This window comes from Sinorhizobium sp. NG07B, assembly GCF_002532005.1.
Taxonomy (GTDB): domain Bacteria; phylum Pseudomonadota; class Alphaproteobacteria; order Rhizobiales; family Rhizobiaceae; genus Sinorhizobium; species Sinorhizobium fredii_C.
In genome coordinates, this window is the sequence record NZ_NWTD01000004.1 from 168641 (window position 1) to 185076 (window position 16436).

Sequence of the window (16436 nt, forward strand, 5' to 3'; positions counted from 1 at the left end):
GCGGTTCTAAGATTTCTAGCCGGCCGCGCCGAGATCCACCGACTGCTTCTGGCCGAGCGCCTTGAAAACGGTCGATACGATGCCGGCCCGGTCGAGGCCGGCCTGGGCATACATGGATTCGGGCTTTGCCTGCTCCATCCAGATGTCCGGCAGCACCATCGGCCGGACTTTGAGGCCGCCGTCGAGCAGGCCTTCCTCCGCCAGGAAGTGCAGCACATGGCTGGCGAAGCCGCCGATGGCGCCTTCCTCGATGGTGATCAGCACCTCGTGGTGACGGGCAAGCTGGCGGATCAGTTCCTGGTCGAGCGGCTTGGCGAAGCGCGCATCGGCAACCGTTGTCGAAAGGCCGGCGGCATCCAGGTCCTCGGCCGCCAGCAGACAGTCCGCGAGCCGCGTTCCGAAGGAAAGCAGCGCCACCTTGGTGCCCTCTTTGATGATCCGCCCCTTGCCGATCTGAAGAATCTCACCCCGTTCAGGAAGCTCGACGCCGACGCCTTCGCCGCGCGGATAGCGGAACGAGATCGGGCCCTCGTCATAGCCCGCGGCGGTGCGTACCATGTGCTTCAGTTCCGCCTCGTCGGCGGCCGCCATCACCACGAAGCCCGGCAGCGAGGCGAGATAGGTCGTGTCGAAGGAGCCGGCATGGGTCGGCCCGTCGGCGCCGACGAAACCGGCCCGGTCGATCGGGAAGCGCACCGGCAGGCCCTGGATCGCCACGTCGTGCACGACTTGGTCGTAGGCGCGCTGTAGGAAGGTCGAATAGAGCGCCGCAAAGGGCTTGTATCCTTCCGCGGCAAGGCCGGCGGCGAAGGTCACCGCGTGCTGCTCGGCGATGCCGACGTCGAAGCAGCGCGACGGATGCACGGCCGCAAACCGGTCGAGCCCGGTGCCGGACGGCATGGCGGCGGTGATCGCCACGATCTTGTCGTCGAGGCTAGCCTCCTGCACCAGCGCATCGGCGAAGACGGACGTGTAGGCCGGCGCGTTCGGCTTGGCCTTCGCCTGGGCGCCGGTGATCACGTCGAACTTGTTGACGCCATGATATTTGTCGGCGGCGGCCTCGGCCGGCGGATAGCCCTTGCCCTTCTGCGTTACCACATGAATCAGCACCGGTCCGCGCGCATTGTCGCGGACGTTGCGCAAGACCGGCAGCAGATGGTCGAAGGAGTGACCGTCGATCGGGCCGATATGGTAGAAGCCCATCTCCTCGAAGAGGGTGCCGCCGGTGACATAGCCGCGCGCATGCTCGACGGCGCGGGTGATCGCCCGGTCGACCGTCTTGCCGAGATAGGCGGTCAGCTTCTTGCCGACCTCGCGGATGCCCATATAGGTCCGACCGGAGGCAAGCCGTGCCAGATAGGCGCTCATGGCGCCGGTCGGCGGGGCGATCGACATGTCGTTGTCGTTGAGGATGACGATCAGCCGGGCATCGAGCGCGCCGGCATTGTTGAGCGCCTCATAGGCCATCCCGGCCGACAGCGCGCCGTCGCCGATGACGGCGATGACATTGCGGCTCTTGCCGTCGAGATCGGCAGCGACCGCCATGCCAAGGCCGGCGGAGATCGAGGTCGACGAATGCGCCGCGCCGAACGGGTCGTATTCGCTCTCGGCGCGCCGGGTGAAGCCGGAAAGACCGCCTTCTTGACGCAGCGTGCGGATGCGGTCGCGCCGCCCGGTCAGGATCTTGTGGGGGTAGCACTGGTGGCCGACGTCGAAGATCAGCCGGTCGTGCGGCGTGTCGAAGACCTTGTGGATGGCGATCGTCAGTTCGACGACGCCGAGGCCGGCGCCGAGATGCCCGCCGGTGCGCGACACCGCATCGATCATTTCCGCACGCAGTTCGCTCGCCAGCTGCGGCAGGTCCTTGTCGTCGATCCTCTTCAGATCGTCGGGGACATTGACCTTGTCGAGCAGCGGGGTCGCCGGCATCGGATTGGTGGGCAGTTGTGTCACGCTGCGTGCCTCGTGCGCGCCGCCGGGCGACGCGCGAACTGTTGGTGATTTCCGTCTTATTGGCTGTTTAGACGCAATCGTCGTTGAATGCAAAAATTAGGCATTCCTGCGTCGCCAACCAAGGGCTCGACGAAAAATTAGCTTGCCGGCAGGGGAATGAACTCCTCCTCGTCGCCCGGCACGATGTCGAAGCGGCCGCTCGCCCATTCTTCCTTCGCCTTGTCGATGCGCTCCTTCGATGAGGACACGAAGTTCCACCAGATATGCCGTGGCGAGCCGAGTGCAGCTCCGCCGAAGAGCATCACGTGACAGCCGGACGGCCCCGCCGTGATGGTGATCTCGTCGCCGGGCCGGAAGACGAGAAGCTGGTTGTCGGCGAAATGGTCGCCCGCAATGATCGCTTCGCCCGAGAGAATATAGATGGCGCGTTCCTCCCATTGGGCGGCAAAGGGAGCGCTGCGGCCGGCCTCGATCGACAGATCCACATAAATAGTGTGCGTGAAGGTCGAGACGGGCGAAGCAGCCCCTTCGAAATTGCCGATGACCACGCGCGCGCGAACGCCTCCGTCGGCAAGATGCGGCAGCATGTGTTCCTCGGTATGGGCGAAGACTGGATCGACTTCTTCCTTGTCATCGGGCAGCGCCAGCCAGGTCTGCAAACCGGAAAGCGAGCGCTCACGGCCGCGCTGGTTTTCCGGCGAGCGTTCCGAATGGACAATGCCGCGCCCTGCAGTCATCAGGTTCACGTCGCCGGGGCGAATGACCATTTCGGTGCCGAGGCTGTCGCGGTGCTTGATCTCGCCGTCGAAGAGATAGGTGACCGTCGACAGGCCGATATGCGGATGCGGACGCACGTCGATCGCCTGGCCGGCCCGCAGCAGCGCCGGTCCCATGCGGTCGAAGAAGATGAATGGGCCGACGAGCCGCCGCCGCGCCGTCGGAAGCGCCCGACGCACTTCTAGGCCGCCGATGTCGCTGGTGCGCGGGATGATCAGATGTTCTATGGCGTCGCAGGCCGGCTTGTCGCCGGCGAGCGGATCGGGACCGGGAAAAAAGGACATGGCGCTTGCTCCGGTTGGTGGCGTTTCAGCTTGAAACTAGCGCCGATCCTTCTCGCTCGATAGCGGATGTCGGCGAACGAAGTGTTTCCCAAGCTACAATGGTGACGACAGGCCTGGCCCCTCACCCTTCCCCTCCGTTCTGACGGGAAGAGGGGACCGAGTTGGCGCCACAAGTCCCTTCGCCCGGCCTGCGGGGAGAAGGTGCCGGTAGGCGGATGAGGGGCAAATTCTCGGACGAAAGCCGATGGCTATTCCGCGTCGAGCGGCTCCACAGCTTGCGGCTTGCCGTTGCGATCGAGGCGGATTTTCTCGATGCGGTCCTCGGCCGCCTTCAGCAGCGTCTCGCAATGCTTCTTCAGCGCCTCGCCGCGCTCATAGATTTCGATCGATTTGTCGAGCGCCACATCGCCGCGTTCGAGCGCGGAGACGATCCGCTCCAGCTCCTCGACGGCCTGCTCGAAGGAGAGGGCGGAGACGTCCGCCTGCGTATTGTCGTTGTTCATCAATTACCCTCTCATCAGTCTCAGTATGTGCATGCCGGCCGATTCGGCGAGCCCCTGCAGGTCATAGCCGCCCTCGAGCATGCTCACCACTCGGTTGCCGGCGCTCCTGCCGGCGGCCTCCATGAGGCGTCCGGTCGCCCAGTCGAAGTCCTCCGCCACAAGATTGATCTGCGCCAGAGGATCGCGGTAGTGCGCGTCGAAACCGGCGGAGATCAAGACGAGGTCCGGCCGGAAATTGTCGAGAGCAGCAAGAACGCGGCTTCGGAACGCATCGCGGAAGTGCTCGCTGCCGCTATTGGGGGAGAGCGGCGCATTGACGATATTGTGCTTGACGCCGGTTTCTTCTTTGGCGCCGGTGCCCGGATAGAGCGGCATCTGGTGGGTAGAGCAGAACAACACCGACGGGTCGTTCCAGAAAATGTCCTGCGTGCCGTTGCCATGGTGCACGTCCCAGTCGACGATGGCGACCCGCTCGACGCCGTGCGCCTTCTGTGCATGGCGCGCGGCAATCGCGATCGTGTTGAAGAAGCAGAAGCCCATCGCCTTGTTCTTCTCGGCATGGTGGCCCGGCGGGCGGGCCGCGACGAAGGCGTTGTCGGCCTCGCCGGCGAATACCGCGTCGATGGCGGCGACGGCGCCGCCGATGCCGGTCAGCGCCGCCACGAAGCTTGACGGGCTCGCATAGGTATCGGCTTCGATCTGGTTGATGTCCTCGTCCGGCATCGCCCGGGTGATCGACCTGAGGTGCTCCTCGGAATGGGCAAGCAGCACCAGGTCCTCGCTGCCCTTCGACGCCTCGATACGCGTGAGCGGCGCGAAATTCGGATGCTCCAGCGCGAGGTTCAGCGCCCTCAGCCGATCCGGTCGCTCCGGGTGCCCCTCCGGAACTTTGTGTTCCTGGAAGAGGGCATTTTCATAGAGATGCGTGGTCATCCGCGCAAAGCTAGTGCGCGTGCCTGTCAAAATCCATGGCCGCGACAGCAAAAGTCCGAATTTTCAACAGCGCGGATCGAGCAGGATCTTGCCGTTGCGGAGCGGATCGGACTGGTGTGCCAAGGCTTCGCGAAGCCGGCTCAACGGATAGGTTGCGGCGACCGGGCTCGCGAACAGCCCGTCGCGAAGGCCCGCAAAGCTTCGGGCAAAGGCTGCCTCGAGGGCGTCGCGCCCGGCGGAGTGGACCCAGGTTCGCAGCCAGAGGAAGGCGAAGCGAACGTCGGGGCGGCCGGCGATCGCTGCCTGCGGGACCGGAATGCCGCTGAGCGCGCCATACTGGATGAAGGCCCCGCCTCGATGGATGGTCCGGCTGATCAGCTCGGCGGCCAACGTCCCGCCAACCGCATCGAGCACCGCGTCAAACCTTGCCCCTGCCGGAAGGTCGCTGCCGTCGGTCACGACAATCGAATATCCCTCGCCGACACAGGTGCGGCTCTTGTCGCTGCGAAGGACCGCTGTTGGCACAACGCCTTCCAACGTCAGCAACTTCATCAGCATGCCGCCGATCGCCGAACCCGCGGCCGTCACGCCGACGCTGCGGCCCTGGAGAGAGCCGAAATGCAGGCGCAGCGCCTCGACGAGCCGCAGCGTCGTCAAGGGGTTGACGTAGCTCATTGCCGCTTGCGTGTCGCTCACATCGTCCGGCACGGCAAAGCACCATTCGGCCGGGCGGACGAGGAATTGCTGCCACAGCCCGCTGGCGCCGATCGGAACCACCCGGTCTCCGGGTTTCAGCTGGTGCACGCCCGTTCCGACGCGACGGACGATGCCGACGCCCTCGAACCCAGGAACAAAAGGCAGTTCGGTACGAGCGCGATAGGCCCCGGTGACGGGGATCAGGTCAGACGGATTGATCGCCGCAAGCGAGATTTCAACGTCGACCTCGCCCGGAGCAGGCTCGCTGCGGCCGGTCTCGACAAGCTCGATGACTTGTTCGGGATCGCCAAACTGTCTAACGAGGGTAGAGCGCATGTAAGGGGTCTCGCATGGACGGCACAGAGCGGGAAAATGTCACGGAAATCCGTATTCCGTTTCGCGATATAGACATGCACGGCCACATGCACAATGCGGCCTACTATGCGCATGCCGAGGCGGCACTGGCCAATCTCTGGCGGCATCGCCCGCCGACGAAGAACGAGCCGGCCTATCTGGTGCGCCGCTCTGCCTGCCTCTTTCATCGCGGCTTGCGTTTCGATGAGCCGGCCCGCTTCACCGTCACCGTGGCGAAGATCGGCGGCAGTTCGGTGAGCTTTGCGGTGCGCATCGAGGCTGGCGCCCATCTGGCGGCGGAGGTGGAAATCGTGTGGGTCGCCGTCGATCCGACTCGGCATCAGCCGGTGCCGCTGCCGGCCGCGACGCGCGAATGGCTCGCCGGCTATGCGGTGTGACCCGGTCTCAGCGAGCGAAAATGGGCGACGACGCCCATGCCGCCGCCGACCCCCATCATTGCCAGACCCTCGCTGTCGCTCGCTGCGGCGAGCATCTGGGAAAACAGCCTGACGACGAGAATCGCGCCGGAGGCGCCATAGGGATGGCCGAGCGCGATCGCACCGCCATCGCGATTGACGCGCTCCGGCGAAATGCCGAGGGGATCGAGACTTCCGAGAACCTGAGAGGCAAAAGCCTCGTTGAACTCGATGAAGTCGACCTTGGCGACGTCGAGCGCCGGATTGCGGGCACGAAGCCTCGCCATTGCCGGCACCGGGCCGAGGCCCAGGAGGTTGGGGTCGACGCCCGCCGTCGCCGCGTCGATGAATTCGAGGGCAAAGGACACGCCAAGCCGCCTAGCCTCGGCGAGCGACGTCATCAGAACGATCGCCGCGCCGTCATTGATCGGACAGGCATTGCCGGCGGTGACGGTGCCGTCCCTGACGAAGACGGGCTTCAGCCGGGCGAGCGTCTCGGCCGAGGCGTTGGCGCGGGGGCACTCGTCGCTGGCAGCGAGGCCGGCCGGCGTCTCGACGGGCACGATCTCGCGACCGAAGCGGCCCGCAGTCTGGGCAGCCACGGCACGGCAATGACTTTCGAGCGCAAACTGGTCTTGGCGCTCGCGCGAAATCCCGCAGGCCGCGGCGACGTTCTCCGCCGCAACGCCCATATCCGGGTCGCCGATGGCATCGGGCGCCATCCGCGCGCGCTTCACCGGCTGCAGTTCCTCGCCACGCGCCAGCGGCGGGCGAAGTCGGATATGGGCGCGGCTGGCGCTTTCGGTGCCTCCGGCAAGATAATATTGCCCTGCGCCGGCCTGGATCTGCCGCGCCGCCAGGACGATCGCCTCGAGCCCGGAGCCGCATTGGCGGTCGATGGTGACGCCGGGGATGGAAACGGGCAGGCCGGCCTCGAGTGCGGCGAGACGCGCGAGATTGCCGGCGCTGTTTGCGGCATTGCCGACAAGCACGTCGTCGATCTCGTTCCGATTGATACCAACGTCCGAGACGATGCGATCGATCAGCAGGGCGGCAAGGTTTGCGGGCTCGATCGCGGCGAGACTGCCGTTGACGCGACCGATCGGCGTGCGTAGCGCCGCGATGACGACCGGTGTGCGGGTGGGATCAGAAGAGGCGTTCAAGGGCACCGTTCTCCTCCGCGATCCATTGCCGCAATTGTCCGGCCGCGATCTTGCCGGAGGCGGTCATCGGCATTTCCCGGCACAGCCAGACCTTGCGTGGATGCTTATAGCGCGGCAGGGCATCAGCAAGATGACGCTCCAGCGCTTCACGCTCGAACCTATCATCGCTCGGCTGGACGACCGCGACAAGCTCGCTGCCGAGATCCGGATGATCCAGGCCGAAGGCCAGCACCGACTGGACGCTGGCCGCAGCCATGATCGCGCTCTCGACTTCCGAGGGATAGATATTGTTGCCGCCGGAAAGCACCATGCCGCCGGCGCGGCCGATGAGATGCAAGGTGCCGTCCTCGTCGAGAGATCCGAGGTCGCCGACGGTGGCGAGCCGCCCATGGCGTCGAAATCCGACATTGTCGCCGCCGACTATGTAGCCATCTGATATCAGTGCGCTGTCGACGAAGATCGTCCCGGCTTCCCCCGGCGGCAGGCGATTTCCGCGATCGTCCAGGATGGCCAGCCGGACGCCCGGAAATGCCTTGCCCACGGCAGTCGCTGCGTGATGCTCGTCCGCGCCGGCAACTGTGATGAAGCCGAGTTCCGACGCGCCGAAATATTCGATCACCTCTGCCGCGGGGAAGGTGCGCGCTGCAGCGCTGCGGTCCGCCGGCGTCAGCTTGGCACCGGCGACGGTGATCTTTTCGACGCAGCGCAAATGAGCACCTTCCGCCTCATCGCAAAGCCGCCGCAGCATTGTCGGTACCAGCACCAGGCGTTTCGCCCTGGCGGCGCCGATGATGTCGAGTGCCTGGCGCGCCTCGAAGTGGCGGGCGCCGATGAATTCGGCTCCGGCCGCAAGGCTTTCGACGAGGGCATAAAGGGCCAGCCCGTGCGCCAACGGTCCGGGGGCATTGGTCGTCGTTTCCGGTCTTAGGCCGAAGAAATCCTGGCCAATTTCGAGGCTGAGGCGCCAGGATCGGCGGTCGCGGATGATCGCTTTCGGTTCCCCGGTGGTACCCGAAGTGAAGACCACGAGGAACGGTTCCGCCTCGTCGCCGACGCGGATCGGGGAGGAGCCGTCGAACGTATCGAGCGAATGGGTTTGTCCCGCTGACGGAACCTCCAGATGCAGGAGATCGCCGGCGGCGCGGATGACGATCTCCGGTTTCAGCTTTTCCTTCATTCGCTGGCGGGTCGAGTCGGGGAGGTGCGGATCGATGAGCGCGGCACAATTGCCGCCCGATGTCGCGGCGATGAAGGCTGCGGCAAAGAGCGGGTGATTGCCGGTTTCAAGGGCAATCAGCCGGACGCGGCCGGAAAGGACACTTTGCTCCGTCGCCTGCAGGGCCGCTTGTTCGATCGCGTGGAGAATCCAGTACGCATCCGCGGCAAGCTCGCCATAGGTGAAAACCCGGCCCTCCATGTGGAAGGCCCGGGCGTGCGGGCGCTCGCCCGCATGTCGCGCTATGGCGCCTGCAAGCGGCATTGCCTCAGGCGCGGGCCGGCAGCAGCGGATAGCCGGCGTAGACGGCGCGGGCCGCGAGCGTGGCGATCGCCGCCTTGAGGAGATCGCCCGGAATGAACACCAGCGAACCGGTCGCGGCGGCCATGAGCGGCGTGCCGGTGACTGCCGAGAGCCACGGAACGCCGATCGCATAGAGGACGACGATGCCGCCGATCAAGGAGGCGAGGAAGAATCCGACGAACTGACGCGCTTCCGAATTTCCCGGATGCACGAAGCGTTCGGCAATGAGACCGGTGACATAAGCGGCAACCGCCCACCCAAGAATGAAACCGCCCGAGGGGCCGGCGAAGACGGCAAGTCCGCCGCGACCGCCCGACAGCACCGGGAGGCCGATCGCGACCAGCAGGATGAACAGCAGGAAGGAAAGCGCGCCGCGCTTGGCGCCGATGATGCAGCCGGCGAGCATGACGCCCATCGATTGCGCCGTAATCGGAACGGGGATGAAGCCGAGCGTGATCGGCGGGATGAGGCCGAGCACGACGACGATTGCGGCGAAGAGCGCGATGAGGACGAGGTCTCTGGTGTTCATGTGGTCCTATCCTTTATTAGAAAGCGCGAATTTATTGGCGGCGGAATCCGCGCGCGTCAATGGCCGCCGCGATCGTATCCGCATCTTTCAGCGTCAGGATGATCAGCGGGCCGATGATCGTCATCGGCCGGATCGGCAGTCCTCGTGCACGGTGCGCCTCGCTGATTGCCTGATATCTGGCGAGGATATCCGGGACGAAGCGTAGCACGAGGCCAAGCGCCAGGCTGACATCGGCCGCCCGCAGGAGCCCGAGGCGTTCCAATGGCTTCAAGAGGATGGTGATCTCGTCCATGAAAGCGCCGATCGTCGTCGTCGCCGTGACCGCGGCGGCAAAGAGCACGAGGGCCGTCAGCCGCAGAATGAGTGCGATCACCTGGGGGAGTGGAACGAGGAAGAGGTTGATCCCCGCCAGCACGAGGATGGTGAACAGGACGAAGCCGACCCGCGAAAAGGCTTGGCGCGCCGACATGCCGAGGGAAAGATAGAGCGCACCGCAGAGGAGAAAGGCCGGCAGCAGCAGGAGCGGCGCGTTCGTCGCAAAAAGCACCACGCTCAGGACGATGAGAGCGGCGAGCTTCAGGCGCACCGGCACCCGGTGGAACCAGCTCTGTCCTTCCACATAGAGGCTCGTCAGCATCCGGCCACCTCGTGATAGCGCCCGATTGTCTCCTCGGGGGTTCCGTCGGCAACGAGGCGACCTTCGTGAAAGAGCAGCAGGCGCTCGACCCCTTCGACAAGCCCGAGATCATGGGTGATGACGATCGTGTCCTCGTCGAGCGCATCGATCGTTGCCGCGACCATGCGGCGGTTGCGCAGGTCGAGCTGGTTGGTCGGCTCGTCAAGGATCAGGATTTTCGGTCCGGTGACGACGACGCTCGCCATGGCGACAAGCTGCGTTTCCCCGCCCGAAAGCTCATGCACGCGCCGTCTCGCAAGATGGCTGACGCCGAAACGGGCCAGCACCGCCTCCGTTCGCGAGGAAATCTCGTGCGTTGGCAGTCCGCGATTCTTGAGCCCGAAGGCGATGTCGTCCGAAACGATCGGCATGATCAGCTGGTGCTGTGGGTTCTGGAAAATGAAGCCCGCCTCGGCAAGCACGTCCCTGTCATCCTTCACCGTATCGAGGCCATTGACCAAAACGTTACCCGTCGTCGGCTTGACGAGCCCGTTGATCAGTCGCGCGAAGGTCGTCTTGCCGGAACCGTTGAGGCCGATGATGCCGATCCGCCGTTCGTCGAGGGCAAGCGTCAGCGGGTGAAGCGCTACCCGCTCGCCGAACCGGACCGAGCAATCGGTGAAGCGGATGTCCAATCTTGATCCTCGTCCAGTTGTCGTGGTGGCTCTAGCGCATCGCCCGAAAATCGGCATCGATTTTTCGGGAAGCACGATGCGTAGGTTTAAAGTGTTACAGCGTCCTTTGCGCGTCTGAAAAGACGTGCGGCGCTGTATAGGGCAACTCGATCGGCAAGGGCAATGCAGCCTTTGCCCGATTGCTTTATGGTGGAACTGTATTTGAATTATGGGAATAAAAGCCTATCCTCTTGCCCATGACGATTCGCCTCTCCAACCGCGATGCCCGGCGCATCTTCCTTTTCAAGCAGCGCCTCTCTGCCGCGCCGCATCGCGCGCTCGGCAAGGAGGGTCTCCTGCGGCTGATCCGCGATATCGGCTTCGTGCAGGTTGATAGCATCGGCACCGTCGAGCGCGCCCATCATCAGATCCTGTTTTCACGCAACCAGACCTATCGCCGCGAGCATCTGAGCGAATTGCTGGAAGAGGATGGCGAGCTCTTTGAGCACTGGACTCATGATGCTTCGATCATTCCGAGCGCCTTCTTTGTCTATTGGAAGCATCGCTTCAAATGGGAGAGCGAAACGCTCAGCGAGCGTTGGCGCAAATGGCGCGGCGACGGCTTCGATGCGGGTTGCGACGAAACCTACGAGCGGATCGCCAGCGGCGGCGCCGTCATGGCGCGCGAGCTGAAGGAGGATCATCACGAATCGGGCGGCTGGTGGAACTGGCACCCGTCGAAGACAGCGCTCGAGGTGCTCTGGCGCCAGGGCCGGCTGGCGATCGCCCGCCGCGTCAATTTCCAGAAGGTCTATGATCTCACCGAGCGGGTGATCCCGGCGCATCACTACGACGGCGATGTGAGCCATCCGGAGTTCGTCGACTGGGCCTGCCGCAGCGCCCTCGAACGCCTCGGTTTTGCCACGCACGGGGAGATTGCCGCCTTTTGGGATCTCGTCTCGCCCGAGGAAGCGAAGGCCTGGGTCGCCGAGCATCGCGGCGAGCTTGACGAAATCGTCATCGAGCCTGCCAATGGCGGCAAGCCGCGGCTGTCCTATGCCTTTGCCGGCTTTCCGGACAATCTCGCCGATGTGCCCGATCCGCCGGCGCGCATTCGCGTGTTGAGCCCCTTCGACCCCTTGCTGCGCGACCGGAACCGCACCGAGCGACTTTTCGGTTTCTTCTACCGGATCGAAGTCTTCGTTCCCGAGGCGAAGCGCGAATATGGCTATTATGTCTTTCCGCTTCTCGAAGGCGATCGGCTGATCGGCCGGATCGACATGAAGGCCGACCGCAAGCGCGGCAGCCTCGACGTCAAGCGCCTGTGGCTCGAACAAGGCGTCAAGCCGGCGTCGGGCCGCATTGACAAGCTGATGGCCGAACTCGACCGGATCGCCCGTTTCACTGGCGTGGCAGAGGTCAATCTGCTGGAAGGCTGGAACGCCGATCTCTCCTGACCGATTTTTCTTGGCTTGCGGCGCCGGGCTTCCTAAATGGAAGGAACCCTTCACGACGCGGAGCAGAACGATGGACACCAACCTCATAAGCCTCTTCGATGCGGACGAGGCGGCGGTCCGCAAGGTTCTCTCCGAGACGCTTGCCGGCGCCGACGACGGCGAACTCTTCCTGGAGCATGCGCAGGCGGAGGTGCTCTCCTTCGACAATGGCCGCCTGAAGGGTGGCAGCTTCAACACCGACCAGGGTTTCGGCCTGCGCGCCGTCGCCGGCGAAGCGGTCGGTTACGCCCATGCCGGGGAATTGTCGCTTGCCGCGTTGAAAAGGGCCGCGGACGCGGTCGGGCAGGTGACCCGCGGCTATTCCGGCTCCTACGCCGCTGCCCCGCAGCGCACCAACAAGAAGCTCTATGGCGATGAAAATCCGATCGGCGAACCGAGTTTCGAGACGAAGGTGAGCCTGCTCCAGGACATCGACGCCTATCTGCGAGCCAAGGACCCCAAGGTCAGGCAGGTGACGGCGACGGTCGCCGCAAGCTGGCAAGTGGTGGACATCTTGAGGTCGGACGGGCATCGTGTTCACGACGTGCGGCCGATGACCCGCATCAACATCTCGGTCGTGGTCGGCGAGGGCGAAAGGCAGGAATCCGGTAGCTTCGGCATCGGCGGCAGGCGCGGCTTCGGCGACTTCATCACCGAAGAGAACTGGAAAAAGGGTGCCGACGAGGCGTTGCGGCAGGCGCTCGTCAACCTCGAGGCAATCGATGCGCCGGCAGGAACTATGGACGTGGTGCTCGCTTCCGGCTGGCCGGGCGTGATGCTGCACGAAGCGGTCGGCCACGGCCTGGAAGGCGATTTCAACCGGAAGAAGACCTCCGCCTTCGCCGGGCTGCTCGGCGAGCAGGTGGCGGCCAAGGGCGTCACCGTCGTCGATGACGGCACGATCGAGGCGCGGCGCGGCTCGATCTCGATCGACGACGAGGGCACGCCCTCCGGCTACAACGTGCTGATCGAGGACGGCAAGCTGGTCGGCTACATGCAGGACCGGCAGAATGCCCGGCTGATGGGCATGAAACCGACCGGCAACGGCCGCCGCCAGGGCTACGCCCATGTGCCGATGCCGCGCATGACCAACACCTATATGCTTGCCGGCGATCGCACGCCCGCTGAAATCATCGCCTCGGTGAAGAAGGGGATCTATGCCGTTTCCTTCGGCGGCGGCCAGGTGGACATCACCTCGGGCAAGTTCGTGTTCGGCTGCACCGAGGCCTATTTGATCGAGAACGGCAAGGTCGGCGCGCCGGTCAAGGGCGCCATGCTGATCGGTAATGGACCGGATGCGATGAAGCGGGTAACGATGGTCGGCAACGACACGAAGCTCGACACCGGTATCGGCAACTGCGGCAAGGCGGGCCAATGGGTGCCCGTCGGCGTCGGCCAGCCGCATCTCAGGATGGATCAGATCACCGTCGGCGGCACTCAGGCATAGGCAAGTCGAGATGGCGGGTCAGTCGGGAGATGTTCTGGAAGTCCGGCGTTTTTTGGCGGCAGACGAGCAGGGCGTCATCGACGTCATCCTACCGATCCAGCGCGAGGAATTCGGCATTGCCATCACCGCCGAAGATCAGCCCGATCTTCGGGCAATTCCCGCATTCTACCAGAGCGGCGACGGAGACTTCTGGGTTGCAGCCGTCGGCGAGCGGATCGTCGGCACGATTGCGCTCAAGGATATCGGAGGCGCCGAGGCGGCCCTGCGCAAGATGTTCGTCGCGTCCGACTTTCGCGGGCGCGAATACGGCACCGCCACTCGCCTGCTCGATACCCTCCTCGCCCATGCCGAACGGCGGCAGTTAACGGCGATCTATCTCGGCACGACCGAGAAGTTCCTCGCCGCCCATCGGTTCTACGAAAGGAACGGCTTTGTCGAAATCGCCAGGCAAGATCTGCCGGCGAGCTTTCCGGTGATGGGCGTCGATACGATATTCTACGTTCGCCGATTTTAGGGCCCGACAGAAGAGCGCGGATATCCTGTCAGGTATTTGCGGGAATACGGGCGATGACCTTTATCTCGAAGTCGAAGCCTGCGAGCCAGGTCACCCCGAGCGCAGTCCAATTTGGGTACGGCGGCTTGCTGAAAACCTGTTGCTTGACCTCCATGATGGTTCCGAACTGGTTTTCGGGATCGGTGTGGAAGGTCGTCACGTCGACGATATCATCCATCGTGCAACCCGCTGCGCTCAGTGTTGCCTTGAGATTTTCGAATGCCAGTTGGACCTGGCGCCTGAAGTCGGGTTCGGGAGTTCCATCAGGACGGCTGCCGACCTGCCCGGAAACGAACACGAGATCGCCGGATCGAATGGCGGCGGAATAGCCGTGCTCCTCATAGAGTGCGTGCCTGTCTGCAGGAAAGATTGCTTCGCGCTGGGTCATTCTGATTTCCTTTGGGATGATCTAGAGAGAACCGATGAGCGCGGTTCATGCTTCACAAGCCGGCGCCACATTGGTATACGGTACGTATGTGAAGTATCCAAATACGCACCGTATGTCAAGTCTATGTACGAGTCGTATGTGAAATTGTGAGTTTGAAATGGCGAAACGACGCAGCGAAACGATGGAGGAGAACCGGGTCAAGTTGATCGGGGCTGCAAGAAAGGCCTTCGCGGAAAAGGGATATTCCGCGGCATCGATGGACGATTTGACCGCCGAGGCAGGTTTGACGCGCGGTGCGCTCTACCACAACTTCGGGGACAAGCGAGGGCTGCTTGCGGCGGTTGTCGAGCAAATCGACTCGGAGATGGCGTCGCGGGCGCAGGAGATCGGCGCACGCGAGGGCAACGATTGGCTGAGACTATTGGCCGAGGGCGCGGCCTATATAGAGATGGCGCTTGATCCAGAAGTGCAACGCATTGTTCTTCTCGATGGACCCGCGGTGTTGGGTGATCCCTCGCAATGGCCCAGCCAGAACAGTTGCCTGCAAGTAACGAAAAGAGCTGTGGAACTCCTCATTGCGCGGGGCATCGTCAAGCCGCTTGACGCGGAAGCATCAGCCCGGCTTCTCAGTGGTGCCGCGCTCAATGCTGCTCTCTGGGTCGCGGCAAGCGACAACCCACCGGATGTGCTACCGAAAGCCGTGGAGGCTTTCCGTTCCCTTGCGGCGGGGCTGCTTTTGCAGCCCTCGAGCGCTGCCGATGGCTGTGCGCATCGCCTGGAAAACGCGTCCCGATCTTAGCTGCGGCCGGGAAGCAGCAGGCAGTCGTAGGACCGTTTCTTGAGGATGGTGCAGGCCGAGTCGGCCGCCTCCCGGCTGGGGAAGCCGATGAAGCGGGAGCGGTAGCGCTTCCCGGAGCCGCTGCCGTCCACATCCGTATGCGGCGAGGCGCCGAGCAGGGCCGCACCGCCGGCCGACTGTGCCTCGACGAGAATTCTGCGCGCGGCTTCTGCCGTGGGTGACGTCGAAATCTGGATCTGCCAGTAGGCAGCCGCCTTCGCCTCGCTGCGCGCGACCACCTCGATTTCGGTTGGCCGATCAGCCGGAACCACAGCTGCGGGCGAGGCCGCCATGAGAGCTGCGCTCGCTTTCTTTCCGGCCCGAGTGGGTTCGGAATAGAGAGACACGCCGGGCAAGGTCGCGACCTCGACCGTGTCGAGCGGCTTAGCCGCGGCCATCGCCGATCCGCTGCCAGACTGGGACGCCCTGCCCAGGTGTTGATCGAGCAGCGCCGCCATCTTGTTGTCGCGGCTTTTCGCCGTGCGTCCGCCGAGCACGACGCCGATGACACGGCGGTTGCCGTCTCTGACGGCGCTGACCAGATTGAATCCGGAAGCGTTGGTATAGCCGGTCTTGATTCCGTCCATGCCGTCGTAACGATACATCAGCCTGTTGTGGCCCCGGATCACCCGGCCGCGGAAATTGAAGCTCTGCGCCGAGAAGAGCCGATACTCCTGCGGAAAGTCCCGGATCAGCGCCATGCCGAGTCTTGCCATGTCGCGCGCCGTCGTCACCTGCTGGCTCGCAGGCAGGCCGGATGCGTTGACGAAGACGGTGCGCGTCATGCCGAGCCGGCGCGCCTTCGCCGTCATCATCTGGGCAAAGGCGGCTTCGGAGCCGCCGAGTTTCTCCGCCATCGCCGCAGCGGCATCATTGGCGGAATGGACGATCATGCCGTAGACGGCCTGCTCGACGGTGATGGCGTCGCCGGGCTTGAGGCCAAGCTTGGTCGGCGGCTTGCGCGCCGCTTCCTTCGACATCGGTACCGGGGTCTGCCAACCGATCTCCCCCCGATGCAAGGCCTCGAAGGTCATGTACAGCGTCATCATCTTCGTCAGCGATGCCGGATAGTTCAACTCATCCGCATTTTCGGCGGAAAGAACCCTGCCGCTGCGGGCGTCGATGACGAGGGACGCGCTACCCGCGAAAGCCGATCCGGTGGCAGCGACGAATGCAACGATCGCCGCCAAGGCAAATTGCAAGTTCTTCATGATTCCCCCTTGAACCGCGTGGCTTCTGGCGCGCGAAGTGTCAGGACGTGGCCGCCGTGGATTTGTCGTAACATTAAGGCCGAAAA

The 16436-nt window shown here is 64.1% G+C and carries 17 protein-coding genes; 5 read left to right on the forward strand and 12 right to left on the reverse strand.

Annotation, left to right across the window (positions count from 1 at the left end):
* Positions 1–15: 15 nt before the first annotated feature.
* The 5 genes from dxs to CO664_RS15470 form a co-directional block, all read right to left on the reverse strand.
* On the reverse strand, positions 16–1953 hold the full coding sequence (dxs, locus tag CO664_RS15450) for a 1-deoxy-D-xylulose-5-phosphate synthase (RefSeq protein WP_097539278.1): 1938 nt from the start codon (positions 1951–1953) through the stop codon (positions 16–18).
* A 137-nt stretch (positions 1954–2090) separates the two neighbouring features.
* On the reverse strand, positions 2091–3014 hold the full coding sequence (locus CO664_RS15455; protein WP_037413351.1) for a pirin family protein: 924 nt from the start codon (positions 3012–3014) through the stop codon (positions 2091–2093).
* A gap of 248 nt (positions 3015–3262) precedes the next feature.
* Positions 3263–3517 (reverse strand): exodeoxyribonuclease VII small subunit, encoded by a 255-nt coding sequence (locus CO664_RS15460; RefSeq protein ID WP_037413353.1) that lies wholly within the window; start codon positions 3515–3517, stop codon positions 3263–3265.
* 3 nt (positions 3518–3520) lie between these two features.
* Positions 3521–4450 carry a histone deacetylase family protein gene (locus CO664_RS15465; protein WP_037413356.1) on the reverse strand — a complete coding sequence of 310 codons (930 nt, stop codon included), beginning with the start codon at positions 4448–4450 and terminating at the stop codon, positions 3521–3523.
* 63 nt (positions 4451–4513) lie between these two features.
* Positions 4514–5482 carry a zinc-dependent alcohol dehydrogenase family protein gene (locus CO664_RS15470; protein WP_097539279.1) on the reverse strand — a complete coding sequence of 323 codons (969 nt, stop codon included), beginning with the start codon at positions 5480–5482 and terminating at the stop codon, positions 4514–4516.
* 14 nt (positions 5483–5496) lie between these two features.
* Here CO664_RS15470 and CO664_RS15475 point away from each other — a divergent pair, with 14 nt between their 5' ends.
* The gene (locus CO664_RS15475; protein WP_097539280.1) at positions 5497–5898 is read left to right on the forward strand and encodes a thioesterase family protein; all 402 of its coding nucleotides are present in this window, start codon (positions 5497–5499) and stop codon (positions 5896–5898) included.
* Here the strand turns inward: CO664_RS15475 and CO664_RS15480 are convergent.
* From CO664_RS15480 to CO664_RS15500, 5 genes are read right to left on the reverse strand one after another with little or no spacing between them, the layout of a single operon-like run.
* On the reverse strand, positions 5886–7079 hold the full coding sequence (locus CO664_RS15480) for a thiolase family protein (protein ID WP_097539281.1): 1194 nt from the start codon (positions 7077–7079) through the stop codon (positions 5886–5888). The two genes, CO664_RS15475 and CO664_RS15480, sit on opposite strands and share 13 nt — an antisense overlap.
* Positions 7063–8559: a class I adenylate-forming enzyme family protein gene (locus tag CO664_RS15485; RefSeq protein WP_097539282.1), complete on the reverse strand. Its 1497-nt coding sequence runs from the start codon at positions 8557–8559 to the stop codon at positions 7063–7065. Before CO664_RS15485 ends, CO664_RS15480 begins: the two co-directional genes overlap by 17 nt.
* 4 nt (positions 8560–8563) lie before the next feature.
* Positions 8564–9127: a biotin transporter BioY gene (locus CO664_RS15490; RefSeq protein WP_097526297.1), complete on the reverse strand. Its 564-nt coding sequence runs from the start codon at positions 9125–9127 to the stop codon at positions 8564–8566.
* Positions 9128–9158: 31 nt separating this feature from the next.
* Complete coding sequence (locus CO664_RS15495; protein ID WP_097539283.1) at positions 9159–9764, reverse strand: energy-coupling factor transporter transmembrane protein EcfT; 606 nt, start codon at positions 9762–9764, stop codon at positions 9159–9161.
* Positions 9758–10438, reverse strand: a complete 681-nt coding sequence (locus tag CO664_RS15500) for an energy-coupling factor ABC transporter ATP-binding protein (protein WP_097539284.1) — start codon at positions 10436–10438, stop codon at positions 9758–9760. Before CO664_RS15500 ends, CO664_RS15495 begins: the two co-directional genes overlap by 7 nt.
* A 236-nt stretch (positions 10439–10674) precedes the next feature.
* Here CO664_RS15500 and CO664_RS15505 point away from each other — a divergent pair, with 236 nt between their 5' ends.
* From CO664_RS15505 to CO664_RS15515, 3 genes are all read left to right on the forward strand, one after another.
* Positions 10675–11874 (forward strand): winged helix-turn-helix domain-containing protein, encoded by a 1200-nt coding sequence (locus CO664_RS15505; RefSeq protein WP_097539285.1) that lies wholly within the window; start codon positions 10675–10677, stop codon positions 11872–11874.
* 70 nt (positions 11875–11944) lie between these two features.
* On the forward strand, positions 11945–13360 hold the full coding sequence (gene tldD / locus CO664_RS15510; protein ID WP_037413378.1) for a metalloprotease TldD: 1416 nt from the start codon (positions 11945–11947) through the stop codon (positions 13358–13360).
* Between the two features lie 10 nt (positions 13361–13370).
* Positions 13371–13874, forward strand: a complete 504-nt coding sequence (locus CO664_RS15515; protein ID WP_097539286.1) for a GNAT family N-acetyltransferase — start codon at positions 13371–13373, stop codon at positions 13872–13874.
* A 28-nt stretch (positions 13875–13902) separates the two neighbouring features.
* Here CO664_RS15515 and CO664_RS15520 read toward each other — a convergent pair whose 3' ends face one another.
* Positions 13903–14301, reverse strand: a complete 399-nt coding sequence (locus CO664_RS15520) for a RidA family protein (RefSeq protein WP_037413380.1) — start codon at positions 14299–14301, stop codon at positions 13903–13905.
* A 157-nt stretch (positions 14302–14458) separates the two neighbouring features.
* Between CO664_RS15520 and CO664_RS15525 the strand changes: the two genes are divergently transcribed.
* Positions 14459–15100 carry a TetR/AcrR family transcriptional regulator gene (locus tag CO664_RS15525; RefSeq protein WP_037413381.1) on the forward strand — a complete coding sequence of 214 codons (642 nt, stop codon included), beginning with the start codon at positions 14459–14461 and terminating at the stop codon, positions 15098–15100.
* On the opposite strand, the gene CO664_RS15530 is transcribed toward CO664_RS15525, so the two are convergent.
* Positions 15097–16350, reverse strand: coding sequence for a D-alanyl-D-alanine carboxypeptidase family protein (locus CO664_RS15530; RefSeq protein WP_097526293.1), 1254 nt, complete (start codon positions 16348–16350; stop codon positions 15097–15099). The genes CO664_RS15525 and CO664_RS15530 overlap by 4 nt on opposite strands.
* Between the last annotated feature and the right edge of the window lie 86 nt (positions 16351–16436).

Excerpts from the sequence above, each read along its gene's own strand:
- CO664_RS15455 (WP_037413351.1), bottom strand. The coding sequence starts at position 3,014 with ATGTCCTTTTTTCCCGGTCCCGATCCGCTCGCCGGCGACAAGCCGGCC.
- CO664_RS15460 (WP_037413353.1), bottom strand. The coding sequence starts at position 3,517 with ATGAACAACGACAATACGCAGGCGGACGTCTCCGCCCTCTCCTTCGAG.
- CO664_RS15465 (WP_037413356.1), bottom strand. The coding sequence starts at position 4,450 with ATGACCACGCATCTCTATGAAAATGCCCTCTTCCAGGAACACAAAGTT.
- CO664_RS15470 (WP_097539279.1), bottom strand. The coding sequence starts at position 5,482 with ATGCGCTCTACCCTCGTTAGACAGTTTGGCGATCCCGAACAAGTCATC.
- CO664_RS15475 (WP_097539280.1), top strand. The coding sequence starts at position 5,497 with ATGGACGGCACAGAGCGGGAAAATGTCACGGAAATCCGTATTCCGTTT.
- CO664_RS15485 (WP_097539282.1), bottom strand. The coding sequence starts at position 8,559 with ATGCCGCTTGCAGGCGCCATAGCGCGACATGCGGGCGAGCGCCCGCAC.
- CO664_RS15490 (WP_097526297.1), bottom strand. The coding sequence starts at position 9,127 with ATGAACACCAGAGACCTCGTCCTCATCGCGCTCTTCGCCGCAATCGTC.
- CO664_RS15495 (WP_097539283.1), bottom strand. The coding sequence starts at position 9,764 with ATGCTGACGAGCCTCTATGTGGAAGGACAGAGCTGGTTCCACCGGGTG.
- CO664_RS15505 (WP_097539285.1), top strand. The coding sequence starts at position 10,675 with ATGACGATTCGCCTCTCCAACCGCGATGCCCGGCGCATCTTCCTTTTC.
- tldD (WP_037413378.1), top strand. The coding sequence starts at position 11,945 with ATGGACACCAACCTCATAAGCCTCTTCGATGCGGACGAGGCGGCGGTC.
- CO664_RS15515 (WP_097539286.1), top strand. The coding sequence starts at position 13,371 with ATGGCGGGTCAGTCGGGAGATGTTCTGGAAGTCCGGCGTTTTTTGGCG.
- CO664_RS15520 (WP_037413380.1), bottom strand. The coding sequence starts at position 14,301 with ATGACCCAGCGCGAAGCAATCTTTCCTGCAGACAGGCACGCACTCTAT.
- CO664_RS15525 (WP_037413381.1), top strand. The coding sequence starts at position 14,459 with ATGGCGAAACGACGCAGCGAAACGATGGAGGAGAACCGGGTCAAGTTG.
- CO664_RS15530 (WP_097526293.1), bottom strand. The coding sequence starts at position 16,350 with ATGAAGAACTTGCAATTTGCCTTGGCGGCGATCGTTGCATTCGTCGCT.